The 12,044-nt window shown below is 68.4% G+C and carries 15 protein-coding genes; 3 read left to right on the top strand and 12 right to left on the bottom strand.

The window, feature by feature from the left end; all coding sequences use genetic code 11:
• Window positions 1–119 precede the first annotated feature (119 nt).
• The gene (locus QH196_RS08790; RefSeq protein WP_280415262.1) at window positions 120–800 is read left to right on the top strand and encodes an amino acid ABC transporter permease; all 681 of its coding nucleotides are present in this window, start codon (window positions 120–122) and stop codon (window positions 798–800) included.
• Window positions 797–1,690: an amino acid ABC transporter permease gene (locus tag QH196_RS08785; RefSeq protein ID WP_280415261.1), complete on the top strand. Its 894-nt coding sequence runs from the start codon at window positions 797–799 to the stop codon at window positions 1,688–1,690. Before QH196_RS08790 ends, QH196_RS08785 begins: the two co-directional genes overlap by 4 nt.
• A gap of 269 nt (window positions 1,691–1,959) precedes the next feature.
• Here the strand turns inward: QH196_RS08785 and QH196_RS08780 are convergent, their stop codons facing one another.
• From QH196_RS08780 to pgsA, 12 genes are all read right to left on the bottom strand, one after another.
• On the bottom strand, window positions 1,960–2,628 hold the full coding sequence (locus tag QH196_RS08780) for a class I SAM-dependent methyltransferase (RefSeq protein ID WP_280415260.1): 669 nt from the start codon (window positions 2,626–2,628) through the stop codon (window positions 1,960–1,962).
• A 383-nt stretch (window positions 2,629–3,011) separates the two neighbouring features.
• Window positions 3,012–3,659 carry a recombination regulator RecX gene (gene recX, locus QH196_RS08775; protein WP_432279458.1) on the bottom strand — a complete coding sequence of 216 codons (648 nt, stop codon included), beginning with the start codon at window positions 3,657–3,659 and terminating at the stop codon, window positions 3,012–3,014.
• 79 nt (window positions 3,660–3,738) lie between these two features.
• Entirely contained in the window at window positions 3,739–4,776 is a 1,038-nt protein-coding gene (gene recA, locus QH196_RS08770) for a recombinase RecA (protein WP_280415265.1), read from the bottom strand.
• A gap of 180 nt (window positions 4,777–4,956) precedes the next feature.
• Window positions 4,957–5,151 carry a DUF3046 domain-containing protein gene (locus QH196_RS08765; RefSeq protein ID WP_062974632.1) on the bottom strand — a complete coding sequence of 65 codons (195 nt, stop codon included), beginning with the start codon at window positions 5,149–5,151 and terminating at the stop codon, window positions 4,957–4,959.
• Window positions 5,152–5,194: 43 nt separating this feature from the next.
• Window positions 5,195–6,358 carry a glycosyltransferase gene (locus tag QH196_RS08760; RefSeq protein WP_280415258.1) on the bottom strand — a complete coding sequence of 388 codons (1,164 nt, stop codon included), beginning with the start codon at window positions 6,356–6,358 and terminating at the stop codon, window positions 5,195–5,197.
• Window positions 6,359–6,435: 77 nt separating this feature from the next.
• On the bottom strand, window positions 6,436–7,155 hold the full coding sequence (locus QH196_RS08755; protein ID WP_280415257.1) for a PIG-L deacetylase family protein: 720 nt from the start codon (window positions 7,153–7,155) through the stop codon (window positions 6,436–6,438).
• A gap of 76 nt (window positions 7,156–7,231) precedes the next feature.
• Window positions 7,232–7,405 carry a hypothetical protein gene (locus tag QH196_RS08750; RefSeq protein ID WP_280415256.1) on the bottom strand — a complete coding sequence of 58 codons (174 nt, stop codon included), beginning with the start codon at window positions 7,403–7,405 and terminating at the stop codon, window positions 7,232–7,234.
• 110 nt (window positions 7,406–7,515) lie between these two features.
• A complete protein-coding gene (pspM, locus tag QH196_RS08745; protein ID WP_280415255.1) occupies window positions 7,516–8,454 on the bottom strand; it encodes a phage shock envelope stress response protein PspM in 939 nt (312 codons plus the stop codon).
• 28 nt (window positions 8,455–8,482) lie between these two features.
• A complete protein-coding gene (pspA, locus tag QH196_RS08740) occupies window positions 8,483–9,316 on the bottom strand; it encodes a phage shock protein PspA (protein ID WP_033241464.1) in 834 nt (277 codons plus the stop codon).
• Window positions 9,317–9,536: 220 nt separating this feature from the next.
• Window positions 9,537–9,977, bottom strand: a complete 441-nt coding sequence (locus QH196_RS08735) for a helix-turn-helix domain-containing protein (RefSeq protein WP_280415254.1) — start codon at window positions 9,975–9,977, stop codon at window positions 9,537–9,539.
• 124 nt (window positions 9,978–10,101) lie between these two features.
• Window positions 10,102–10,611: a CinA family protein gene (locus tag QH196_RS08730; RefSeq protein ID WP_280415253.1), complete on the bottom strand. Its 510-nt coding sequence runs from the start codon at window positions 10,609–10,611 to the stop codon at window positions 10,102–10,104.
• Window positions 10,608–11,261 carry a CDP-diacylglycerol--glycerol-3-phosphate 3-phosphatidyltransferase gene (pgsA, locus tag QH196_RS08725; RefSeq protein WP_432278213.1) on the bottom strand — a complete coding sequence of 218 codons (654 nt, stop codon included), beginning with the start codon at window positions 11,259–11,261 and terminating at the stop codon, window positions 10,608–10,610. Before pgsA ends, QH196_RS08730 begins: the two co-directional genes overlap by 4 nt.
• Window positions 11,262–11,461: 200 nt before the next feature.
• Between pgsA and QH196_RS08720 the strand changes: the two genes are divergently transcribed.
• Window positions 11,462–12,013: an amino-acid N-acetyltransferase gene (locus QH196_RS08720; protein ID WP_280415252.1), complete on the top strand. Its 552-nt coding sequence runs from the start codon at window positions 11,462–11,464 to the stop codon at window positions 12,011–12,013.
• Window positions 12,014–12,044: the final 31 nt, after the last annotated feature.

Genomic DNA, 12,044 nt, shown 5'->3' with positions numbered 1-12,044 from the left:
GCGGCGCGCGGTGGCGTGCTCGTCGCGGGGGCGGCGCCCCCCCCCCCCCCCCCCCCCCCCCCCCCCCCCCCCCCCCCCCGATCCCGGCCCTTCCCGCCGATCGGAGGCGCGCAACCACCGTGTTCGATTTGATCTCGGATTACGACACCCAGCTGCTCGACGCATTCTGGATGACCATCAAGCTGACCGTCCTGTCCGCGGTCGGTTCGCTGGTACTGGGCACCCTCATAGCCGGTATGCGGGTCTCGCCCGTACCGGTGGCCCGCTGGGTCGGCACGGCCTACGTCACCATTTTCCGTAACACCCCGCTCACCCTCATCCTGGTGTTCTGTTCGCTGGGCCTGTATTCCACGCTCGGGATGAACCTGGCTGCCGACGGTCCGACCTCACTGGCCGACAACAACTTCCGCTGGGCCGTTATCGGCTTGAGCGTGTACACCGCCGCCTTCGTCTGCGAATCGCTGCGCGCCGGAATCAATACGGTGCCGCTGGGCCAGTCGGAGGCCGGGCGTTCCCTCGGTCTGAGCTTTCTGCAGAACCTGCGGATCATCGTGCTGCCACAGGCTTTCCGATCGGTGATCGCACCGCTGGGCAGTGTGTTCATCGCCCTCACCAAGAACACGACGGTCGCCTCCGCGATCAGCGTGGCCGAGGCCTCGTTCCTGATGAAGAACATGATCGAAACCGAGGCGGCGCTGATCACCATCGGCCTCATCTTCACTCTCGGTTTCGTGATCCTGACGCTGCCGGCCGGCCTGCTGTTCGGGCATCTGGCCAAACGATTCGAGGTGGCCCGATGAGTGGCAAGGCATCCGTTCTCTACGACGCACCGGGCCCCGTCGCCCGCGTCCGCAATATTCTCTACTCGCTCGTCGTCCTGGCGGCGGTGGTGGTCGCGGGCTGGTACGTCTACCGTGGTTTCGCGGATCAAGGCCAGTTCACGGCCGATAAATGGGAGCCGTTCCTCGACGGCGCGGTATGGACCACCTATATCCTGCCGGGCCTGGAGGGCACCGTGGTCGCCGCGGCACTGTCGATCGTGTTCGCCCTGGTACTCGGCATGATCTTCGGGATCGCCCGCCTCTCCGATCACCGGTGGCTGCGCTGGACCGCGGGCACCATCGTCGAGATCGCCCGCGCCATCCCGGTGCTGATCCTGATGATCTTCCTCTTCGCCCTGTACTCCGAGTACGACCTCTTCGATTCCGAGTACCTGGCGCTGGGCGCCGTGGTGACCGCGCTGACCATCTACAACGGGTCGGTGATCGCCGAGATCGTACGCGCCGGAATCCTGTCCCTTCCCAAAGGCCAGACCGAGGCCGGTGTCGCGCTGGGGCTGCGCAAGGGCCAGCTGATGCGCCTGATCCTGCTACCGCAGGCGATCACCGCCATGCTGCCCGCGCTGGTATCGCAGATGGTGGTGGCGCTGAAGGACTCCGCACTGGGGTATGTGATCACCTACGAGGAAGTCGTCCGCAGCGCCCAGCAACTCGGCGCCGCGGAATCGAACACCATCCCCGCGCTGATCGTTGTCGCGATCATCATGATCCTGCTGAACGTCCTGCTCTCCACCCTCGCCACCCGGCTGGAGAAGCGACTCCGTTCCGGCCGCCGCAAACGGGGCGGCGCGGTGGTCGCCGCCGACACCGTGATCACCGATGCCGCTCCCGGAGTGGACATCACCAAGTAGCCGTGGCGATACCGGGTGGCGGTGAGCGCGAATACGCTTTCGCCGCTGCCCGGTATGTGGATCCCCCAGGGAGCCAGCGTCGTCGACCATCGCCACCGACAGGCCACCCCGCTCGACTCTGCCGACGCGGCTCGAGCACGCCGCCGGGCGACGTGGTGCCGTCCGGGCATCGGCACGGATCAGCAGGTAGCCGAACCGATTTGCCGGGCGATACCGAATCGTCGCGAAGCACCTCGGCGTCACCGCAGGAGCATGGGCCGGACCGGGCCTCAGGATCCCTGGGCGATACCTTTCCCGCCGGGGGCGTCGTAGACGAGGGTGTATCGCCAGAACAGGCGCCGCCGAATCCGGGCCCCCGGGAGTTCGTGCCCGGCCGCAGCCCGGATCTCCGCCAGACTCTCCTGCGGTTCGGCGGTGGGTGCCCGCATATGCGCGGGCAGCGCCGTGGCGGGTGCCGGATGCTTGATCATTCCGATGATCGGATTGAGAACAGCGGCAGGTAAGGCGGCGAGCACATCGACGGGGCCGGCCATGCGGTAACAGCCGACGATCACGAGTCGCCCGCCCGGATGCAGACACTCGCGTAGTTCACGCATGGCCGGGGCCAAGGGCAGGTGGTGCAGGACCGCGACAAGGGTTACAGCATCCCAGCACCGCTGTGGCTCACGCCGGGAGAAATCGGCCTGGACGATTCGCACGGCAGGGTCGCCGGCGAAACGCTTCGCCGCCGCGCGGGCGGATGTGGCGTCGGGTTCGAGTCCGGTGATCCGGGGAATCCGGCCACGCAGCCGGGCGATGAGGTTGCCCGTCCCGCAGCCGATATCGAGTACATCCCGGGCACCGGCGGCCACGACCCGGCGCTCGACCCACCCACCGTAGTGATCGTTGTGACTCCACGGATGGCGGCGGTTGAACCGGTCGAGTCGAGTCAGCAGCATCACCGCATTCTCCGTGTTGTCGCCGGCCCCCGCCATCGCGCGGGCCCGCGGCCCGCACGTCCCGGCACCATGATCTTCCGCGGCCGCTGCGGACCGGCCGATCAACGGCCTATCCATTCGGCGGAAATCCGCCACCGGACTCACGGTGCGAATGCGGGCAGCCAGAAGATGTGGTTGGCGAAGAACCCGTTTCCGTAGTACGGAGCCTGTGGGCTGGGGTGTCCACCACGCGCGGCAACCGCTGCCCGGCGGTCGTGGCACGTCGTCGTGGCGAGAGGCACCATCGACCCGGGCCCCGAGGCAGCAGCAACGGAGCAGGGTCCACCGATACGGTTCTCCGGGAGTCGCCGGGATCCAGCCGATCAGCGGGTGCCAACCGGCGATCAGCCGAGTGGCGCATCAGTCTCGCCGAGACCCGAATCCCCTCGGTTCGCCTCCCATTCGGCCTTGACCACCGTGTATGCCACGGAGTGGCCGTAACCGCGGCGGGCGAGCATTCCGACCAGCCGCCGGATGGCCTTCTCACGATCCAGGTCCGCGGGCAGCGTGCGTAGTTTGCGGCGCACCAGTTCGGTGGCCCGCTCGTGTTCGTCGTCGGCGGTGATGTCGTCGAGCGCGGCCGTTGCTTCCTCGGGTGCCACGCCTTTACGGCGCAATTCCTGGGCCAGCGCCTGCCGGCCTTTTCCGGAGAAATTGTGCCGCTGCCGCACCCACTGCCGCGCGAATTCGGCATCGTCGACCAGTCCCACCTCGGTCAGCCGGTCGAGGGATTGATCGATCACCGCGGTGGCGAACCCCTTGGCGGACAGCCGCTGTGCGAGTTCGGCACGGCTGCGGGCCCGCACCGCGAGCAACCGCAGGCATGCTTCTTTCGCCTGTTCTAGCGATCCACCCGGCGGGCTGCCCGCATCGCCGGCACCCTGTTCTCCCCGCGCGGAGCCGGAACCGGGCGAACGCGTCCGCTGCGGATCGGACTCGTCCGCCCGGTTTCCCCGGCCGGAACCGGCGGACCTACCGCCGGCCGCGAGGATCTCGTCCAACCGGCGACGAACCTCCGCCACCGGATCGGACAGCTCCGGGCCCCCGGATGCGGAGCGCTGATTCATCGGATCAGAAATCGGCCGGAGTCTCCTCCGTAGCGGTCACATCCGCGCCGATGCCCAGCTTTTCCTTGATCTTCTTCTCGACCTCGTCGCGGATATCGACGTTGTCCAGCAGGAACTTGCGGGCGTTCTCTTTACCCTGCCCGAGCTGATCGCCCTCGTAGGTGTACCAGGAGCCGGATTTACGGATGAACCCGTGCTCCACTCCCATATCGATCAGCGACCCCTCCTTCGAAATCCCGTGGCCGTACAGGATATCGAATTCGGCCTGTTTGAACGGCGGGCTCACCTTGTTCTTCACGACCTTCACCCGGGTCCGGTTGCCCACCGCATCGCTACCGTCCTTCAGCGTTTCGATACGCCGGACATCCAGGCGCACCGAGGCGTAGAACTTCAACGCCTTACCACCGGTCGTGGTTTCGGGAGAACCGAACATGACGCCGATTTTCTCGCGCAGCTGGTTGATGAAGATCGCGGTGGTGCCGGAATTGTTCAGGGCGCTGGTCATCTTGCGCAGGGCCTGGCTCATCAGGCGGGCCTGCAGGCCGACATGACTATCGCCCATTTCGCCCTCGATTTCGGCGCGCGGTACCAGCGCGGCGACCGAGTCGATGACGATGATATCGATGGCGCCGGAGCGGACCAGCATATCGGCGATTTCCAGGGCCTGTTCACCGGTATCGGGCTGGGATACCAGCAGGGCATCGGTATCGACGCCGAGCTTGGCGGCGTAATCGGGATCGAGGGCGTGCTCGGCGTCGATGAAGGCGGCGACTCCACCGAGTGCCTGCGCGTTGGCGACGGCGTGCAGCGCGACGGTGGTCTTACCGGAGGATTCCGGACCGTAGACCTCGACGATCCGGCCGCGCGGCAGCCCCCCGATACCCAGCGCGACATCCAGTGCGATGGAACCGGTCGGGATGACCGAGACGGGTTGACGGGCCTCCTCCCCGAGGCGCATCACCGCGCCCTTGCCGAAACTCTTCTCGACCTGTGCGAGTGCGAGCTCCAGCGCCTTGTCGCGGTCATAGGCCTGTGGCGCCATCGTGACTCCCCTTTTCACCGGTTGGTTGGTAGTTGGGTGGTGTGGTTGGTGCCCACGGTAGAGGGCGGCACCGACAAGTTCCGGGGCTCAGCCTAGACGAACAGATGTTCGAGTCAAGCTCCGGATCCGCGAGTCGCCGGCCCAGGGGTCAGGGGCCGGTAACGGACCCGATTCACCGGTTCACCACTTGGAGCGTGGAACGTCGAATTCGGCGCACAGCGCGCGCCACACCTCACGGGGATCCACACCGGCTTCGATGGCGGCCGAGCCGGTCCGGCCACCCAGCGCGAGGATGACGTGATCGTTGAGCAAGGTGTCACCCCGGGTCTCGCCGAATTCGGTGTGCAAGAGTTCTTGGAATTCCGTCAACCGCACGTGCCCGAACATACCTGTCCGCACACCCGGTGCGGCCCGCGGATCAACCCGCCCGGACGCCGCCCGCCACCCGGCGACAGATATCCACCGGGTCCGCGACGTCACCGGCTCCCGCAGCAGCGGTACGGGCCGCGTCGGCGAAACCCGGGTCGTCCAGGATCCGGCGGACCACCTCGCGCACCGAGTCCGCGGCCAGGGGGCGGATCAGCAACGAACTCCCCTGCCGCACGGCGCGGTTCGCCAGTTCCCACTGGTCGCCACCACCCGGAACCGTGACCACGGGCACCCCCGCGGACAAAGCTTTGGCCAGCAGCCCGTGACCGCCGCCGCCGATCACCACCGACGCATGGGACAGCAGTTCGTCCTGCCGTCCCAGCCCGGCCCGCGCCCAGGACGGTAGATCGGCCCGCGGCTCGTCCAGTGTGGAGATCACCACCCGCACCCCGGCCCCGTCGAGCGCCGTCAGGACGGTATCGACCATTCCGTCCACACCGGTGTGCGCGGTGGACGGAGCCACCATCACCAGTGGCTCGTCACCAGGCGGCGGTTCGAGGATCCGATCGGTGGGCTCCCAGAACAGCGGTCCGACGAGATGCGCGTTCTCCGGCCAATCCGGTCGCGGCACTTCGAGTGCGGGCAGGGTGGCGATCAACCGGGCGGCCGGACCGGGATCGGCGGCCGGTAGCCCCACCCCGGCGCGTGCCAGTTCACGTTGGCGCGTACCGGTGCGCACGGCGCGATCGGTGAGTTTCCGCAGTACCGCGTCGCGGGCGCGACCACGCAATCCGGTACCGGGCGCAAGACCGCTACCGATGGGCGGCAGCCCCTTCGACGGGAGATAGAGGGGGTGCGGGGAGAGTTCCACCCACGGGACCCGCAGCCGTTCGGCCGCCATCCCGCCACCGGCCGTCAGCACATCCGATACGACCAGTTCGGGGAGCATGGCGCTGAGCTCGGGCAGGATCTCGGTCGAGATATAGGCCGCCCGTTGATGAATCCGCGCGCCGGCATCGGCATCGTCGTCACCCGGGCGTGGCGCCAGCCCCTTCAGCCGGCGCACCCCGATCCCGGCTTCGCGGGCGGCGTCGAACCACCGCGGACCGGTGAAGAGCACGGGTTCGTCACCCGCTTCCCGGAAACGCAGGCAAAGTGCGATAGCGGGAAACGCATGGCCCGGATCGGGACCGGCGACAACAGCTACGCGCATCCGCCCAGCCTGCCATGGCCCGTCAGGCGGGCGTGCGCGGGGTTCGAGGTCGCGCAACGTGGTTCGGCCGGCACAGCTCAGAAAGTGAACAGTTCGAAACCGACCGCGCGGGTGGCCGGGAAACCCGCGATAGCGCCCGTCGTCATGGTCACCACGGCCCGGGCCTGTTCGGCCACGGGCTGCTCCGGATTCAGGACTTCGAGATAGCGCCGGTGTTCGGCCAGGGAGGCCTCGGCCGCATCGACGGTGGCGGTGACGTCCACCGCGTGGGTGGCACCACTGGGGACCGCGACGGCCGCCCAGCGCGCGCTCCACGGCGCGAGATCGGCGATTTCGGGGAAGATCCATTCGTTGCCCGCATCCGATACCGCGTCGAGGCCGGCCCGTCCCACCGCCCGGTGATCGGCACTGTTGACGAACCCCGGCGCCCAGGTCGGACCGAAATGCCCGAGGACCACGAGTTCCGGGCGATGCCGCCGGATCGCGGCGGCCAGATCTCGGCGTAGTGCCAGGTTCGCCTCGAGGCGGCCGTCGGGATGGCCGAGGAATTCGACCTCCTGCACTCCGACCACGGCCGCCGAGGCGCGCTCCTCGGCTTCGCGGAGCGGACCGGACTGCGCGGGCGGCAGTCCGGCGATTCCGGCCTCTCCGGAGGTGGCCAGCAGATATCGGACATCCTTGCCCTGGCCGGTCCAGCGGGCCACGGCCGCGGCGACCCCGTACTCGATATCGTCGGGGTGCGCGACGATCACCAGTGCACGCTGCCAGTCTTCGGGAAGCGGGGGAACGGTTGTCATACGCCCATCCTGGCCGATCCGCCTCTCGCGCGCGACGGAAACCGTCCTGCCACGGGCCGCCCCGCGTTACGGCGGTTCAGATCTTGGTTACGGTGTTGTCGTCCGACCCCGAGATCGCCTTGTAGAGCAGGTACAGACCGAACACCACGGCGCTGACCACCAGGATCGGGAACAGGCCCTTGATCAGCGCGCCGATCACTGCCAGCGCGATCCAGACGACGGCAACCACGCCGATGATCTTCCACAACATTTTGCCTCCCAGCGATTGTCTCCTACGTCGAGCATGACACCGCGGAAACGGGAAATCACCAGGTGAGAGGCAATATAGGGGGAAGATCAGGGTTGTCCCTGAGTGGAATTTCAGCGACGGCCGGTATTCCGCACGGGCTCCGCGGCGGGCGCGGGCACAGTCGGCGCAGCGGGTGGGAGCAGCGGGCCGGGGGCTCGGTCGGCGAGTTCGGTGAGTGCCTGGGCCCAGCCGTCCATCCGGTCGGCGGCCTCACGGAGGTCGGCGACCATACCGTCGAATTCGTAGCGCAGTGCGCCTGTTTCGTCCACGGCCAGGATCCGGGTGGCCGCGGCCACGACCTGCTCGTATTCGGTGACGCCGGTATCGAGCCGGGCGACGATCGAGTGCACGTTCTCGTTCAGGCGCTGGATATCGGCCGTATCGGTGAGGGCAGCGGCACCGCCGCTGAGGGTGCGGACGGCGCCCTCCATGGTGGCGATATCGGTGGCGAGCGCGGTCAGGGCGGCGGCACCGGAGGCTGCGGTGGCCACCAGATCGTCCAGTTCGTCGGCGGGGAGCCGGCGGGTGCGGGCGATCTGGCCGGCCACATCGTGCAGAACGCGTTCGGCGCGGGCCAGCCGCGATATCGCAGGCCGGGCCGCGGAGCGTGCGGACGGGAGTTTGCGCGGGACGTACCCCGCGAGCGGCAGCGGCGCACGGCGCAATTGCAGGTAGCGCCGGGTACTCAGCGCCGCGCCGGTGACCAGGGCGATGGCGCCACCGCCCAGGACCAGCACGGCCCAGGCGGGAGCGGACAGGAGGACGAGGCCGACCGTTCCGGCGGTGGTCAGACCGGATGCGGTGCTCAAGCCGATACTGCGGCGCCGGGCGCGCCGGCGGCGGCGGAGTTCGCGTTCGCGCGGATCCGCCCAGCGCCGGACGGCGACGAGGGCATTTTCCCCGGCCGTCCGGAGCGACTCGGCTACCGAGACAGCCTGCTGCGGGAGGTCCGGGCGGGCAGGGTCGAACGCCGGGGCCCCGGCGGGGTACCGGGCTCGATCAGACTTCATACGCTGTCCTCGCCGAACTCTTGTCCCGCTACTGCTGAGCGGTCTGGCCTTTGTTCATCTGCGGCTGGGGCTGCGCCGGCTCGGCGGCGGATTTGCCCGGGTCGATGGCGGCGTTGGCGTCACCGGCGGGCAGGGCGTCACCGCGCATGGATGCCCGGATCTGTTCCAGACGGCTGTGGCCCGCCATCTGGATGCTGGCCTGCTGGACCTCGACCATCCGGCCCTGCACGGTGTTCTGGGCGAGTTCGGCGGACCCGAGGGCGTTGGCGTACCGGCGTTCGATCTTGTCGCGCACCGCGTCGAGGCTGGGGACGCTGCCGGGGGCCGACAGGGTGCTGTCCATCTGCTGCAGGGAGGCGCTGACCTGCTCCTGCATTTTCGCCTGTTCGAGCTGGCTGAGCAGCTTGGTGCGTTCGGCGACCTTCTGCTGCAGCAGCATGGCGTTCTGCTCGACCGCCTTCTTGGCCTGCGCGGCGGCCTGCAGCGACTGATCGTGCAGCACCTTGAGGTCTTCGACCGACTGTTCCGCGGTGACCAGCTGGGCGGCGAACGCCTCGGCCGCGTTGGTGTACTGGATCGCCTTCTCGGTATCCCCGGCGGCGTTGGCCTGATCGGCCAGCGAAACCGCCTGCCGGGCGTTGGCGTTGAGCTTCTCCACCTCGTCGAGCTGGCGGTTCAGCTTCATCTCGAGCTGCCGCTGGTTCCCGATCACCGAGGCGGCCTGCTGGGACAGGGCCTGGTGCTGGCGTTGCGCTTCTTCGATAGCCTGCTGAATCTGGACCTTCGGATCCGCGTGCTCCTCGATCTTGGAGTCGAAGAGGGCCATCAGATATTTCCAGGCCTTCGTGAACGGATTAGCCATCGGTTGATCCCGCCTCCATCTACTGTGCCGCCTGGGCGACTCGCCAGTGCGCGACCGTCGCGCACTCATCGGTACCTATCCTCCACCATGCGGCGCCCGGTACCGGCTACCGAAAGGCCGCGTCACGCCGCGGGCGGCCCGCGGACGCCTCCTACGAATCTATCTGCTCCGGTGCGTTACGCGCATTGTCACGATCGGATAAACCCGGGCTATGACCGATTCAGGCCGCTTCGACCAGTACCAGCGGACCGTTGTTGGGTGCCGGGATGACGATGCGGGTATCGCCGTCGACCTGCGGCCGGGCGGATCCGGCCGATACGGACGCGGCGGAACCGGCCGGAGCAGGTTCGGCCATGGCCGGTTCGGCAGCCGGCTCGACGGTGGCCGGTTCGGCGGTCCCACGTCCGGGCGCGGCGGCCACGGGGAGCTCTTCGCCGGCGATGGTGGTGCTCACATCCCACAGAACGCGGGCGAGCGGTACGTCGAGGGCTTCGCAGATCGCCGCCAGCAGTTCGCTGGAGGCCTCCTTCCGCCCCCGTTCCACTTCGGACAGGTAGCCGAGGCTCACCCGCGCCGAGGTGGATACTTCACGTAGGGTCCGGCTCTGGGCGAGGCGCGCACGCCGCAGACTGTCCCCGATCGCTTCTCGCAGCAGCGTCATCGAGTTCTCCTTCTCCCGGTAGGCTCGTCGCCTCTGATGCCGCAGCCCACGGCACGCACGCGGTTCTCTCCTGGCACAACGTCGGAACCGGCCCCGGAGGTTCCCGGACCGGACGCGGAACCGCTCACCGGGTGGGTGGGGCGCCCCGCACGCACCGCAGCAGTTCCTGTACCGCGGCGCGTGTCGCTGTGAACCTGATATTCCACCGGTCGCCGGTCAGTTTCAACCGCACCACCTCGGTATGCCCGGGTCCGGCGAGACCGAGATAGACGGTGCCGACCCCGATTCCGTTCTGCGGGTCGGGTCCGGCGACCCCGGTCAACGCTATTCCCCAGTCGGCGGCGCATCTGGTCCTCGCGCCGACCGCGAGCTGTTCGGCGGTGCTCGCGGCCACCGGGCCCTCACCGGCCAGCACTTGTTCGTCGACCCCGGCGAGGTGATGTTTCAGATCGGTGGCGTACACCACCAACCCGCCACGCAGCACGGCGCTGGCCCCGGGGACTCCGGCGATCGTGGCGGCGACGAGGCCCGCGGTGAGCGATTCCGCGGTGGCGACCGTCTGATTGCTGTCGCGCATTGCGGCGACGAGCTCCGCGGCCGCGGTCTCCCCGGCGAGCGGGTCGGCCGTGGTCATCGGCGGCTGCGGTGTGGTCCGGCCAGCCACAGGCGGATGGCCTGTCCGACGTAATCCAGTCCCGTCACCACCGTCAGCAACAACGCGATCCACATCAACCCCATTCCCGCGGTGGCGAACCCACCGGCCAGCGGCAAGAGCAGGACACCGATGGCCAGCGATTGGACCAGGGTTTTCAGTTTGCCGCCGCGGCCTGCGGGTATGACGCCGCGCCGCACCACCGCCAGCCGCAGCAGCGTGATTCCGATCTCACGGGCACAGATCACCACGGTCATCCACCACGGCAGGTCGCCGAGGATGGACAGTCCGATCAGCGCGGAGCCGATGAGCGCTTTATCGGCGATGGGGTCGGCAAGTTTGCCGAAATCGGTGACCAGACCGTATTTGCGGGCCAGCTGGCCGTCGAAGCGGTCGGTGATCGCAGCAAGCGCGAACAGCAGGGTCGCGGTGATCCGCCACCCGGTCTGGTGCCCGCCGTCGGCGAACAGAGCCAGGACGAACAACGGGACCAGTGCGATCCGCGCCATGGTGAGGATATTGGCGATGTTCAGCAGCGGAACCGCCGATTCGGCGGGCGCGGGAGCGCGCTCCCCGCGCGCCGGCGCGGGGGCAGCGAGCCGCCGGTCCATTTCTTCGGGATGCACGCTCATAGCCGTTCCTGCGTGCACGCACCCCGTCGCGCTGCTGCGCAGCCTCGTCCTGGTCCGGCTGCCCGTAATCGCCCGGGCACTGCCGCGCGAGCCGGGCGCCGCGCCGGCGCGCCGGGACGGCGGCGCGAGGTCGAGCGGGCGGGCGGGGTCTGCGGCACACACTCAGACTATCGGTACGGCCGCCGACTACTGTGCACCCCATGACCTCACGGGGACCCCTGGGCAGCGCGACCGGCGAAGCACCCGGTACGCAGACCGCCTCCGTGCGAGTGCGTCGCGCCCGCACCTCCGATGTCCCGGCGATCAAATCGCTGGTCGATGTGTACGCGGGCCGGATCCTGCTGGAGAAGAACCTCGTCAACCTGTACGAATCCGTACAGGAGTTCTGGGTCGCCGATCTCGGTGACCGCGTGGTGGGCTGCGGGGCGCTCCATGTGCTGTGGGCGGACCTCGGTGAGGTGCGCACGGTGGCGGTGGCGCCCGATGTGAAGGGACACGGTGTGGGCAAAGTCATCGTGGATCAGCTCATCGAGGTGGCACGCGAACTCGAGTTGAGCCGCTTGTTCGTGCTCACTTTCGAGGTGGAGTTCTTCGCCCGGCACGGTTTCGCCGAGATCGACGGCACCCCGGTGACGGCGGAGGTCTATGCGGAGATGTGCCGCTCCTACGACACGGGCGTCGCGGAGTTCCTGGACCTCAGCTACGTGAAACCGAACACCCTGGGCAACACCCGGATGCTGCGCACGCTCTGAGCTGGGTTCGTGGCTGCCCGTCCTCGGCGCG

The organism is Nocardia carnea, from assembly GCF_029868325.1.
Lineage (GTDB): Bacteria > Actinomycetota > Actinomycetes > Mycobacteriales > Mycobacteriaceae > Nocardia > Nocardia carnea_C.
The sequence above is the reverse complement of the archived record's forward strand: the minus strand, read 5'-3'. Positions and strand labels throughout refer to the sequence as shown.

Excerpts from the sequence above, each read along its gene's own strand:
- QH196_RS08760 (WP_280415258.1), bottom strand. The coding sequence starts at position 6,358 with ATGCGCGTAGCTGTTGTCGCCGGTCCCGATCCGGGCCATGCGTTTCCC.
- pspA (WP_033241464.1), bottom strand. The coding sequence starts at position 9,316 with ATGGCTAATCCGTTCACGAAGGCCTGGAAATATCTGATGGCCCTCTTC.
- pspM (WP_280415255.1), bottom strand. The coding sequence starts at position 8,454 with ATGAAGTCTGATCGAGCCCGGTACCCCGCCGGGGCCCCGGCGTTCGAC.
- QH196_RS08755 (WP_280415257.1), bottom strand. The coding sequence starts at position 7,155 with ATGACAACCGTTCCCCCGCTTCCCGAAGACTGGCAGCGTGCACTGGTG.
- QH196_RS08750 (WP_280415256.1), bottom strand. The coding sequence starts at position 7,405 with ATGTTGTGGAAGATCATCGGCGTGGTTGCCGTCGTCTGGATCGCGCTG.
- QH196_RS08730 (WP_280415253.1), bottom strand. The coding sequence starts at position 10,611 with ATGACCACGGCCGACCCGCTCGCCGGGGAGACCGCGGCCGCGGAGCTC.
- pgsA (WP_432278213.1), bottom strand. The coding sequence starts at position 11,261 with ATGAGCGTGCATCCCGAAGAAATGGACCGGCGGCTCGCTGCCCCCGCG.
- QH196_RS08785 (WP_280415261.1), top strand. The coding sequence starts at position 797 with ATGAGTGGCAAGGCATCCGTTCTCTACGACGCACCGGGCCCCGTCGCC.
- QH196_RS08720 (WP_280415252.1), top strand. The coding sequence starts at position 11,462 with ATGACCTCACGGGGACCCCTGGGCAGCGCGACCGGCGAAGCACCCGGT.
- QH196_RS08780 (WP_280415260.1), bottom strand. The coding sequence starts at position 2,628 with ATGCTGCTGACTCGACTCGACCGGTTCAACCGCCGCCATCCGTGGAGT.
- recA (WP_280415265.1), bottom strand. The coding sequence starts at position 4,776 with ATGGCGCCACAGGCCTATGACCGCGACAAGGCGCTGGAGCTCGCACTC.
- QH196_RS08735 (WP_280415254.1), bottom strand. The coding sequence starts at position 9,977 with ATGACGCTGCTGCGAGAAGCGATCGGGGACAGTCTGCGGCGTGCGCGC.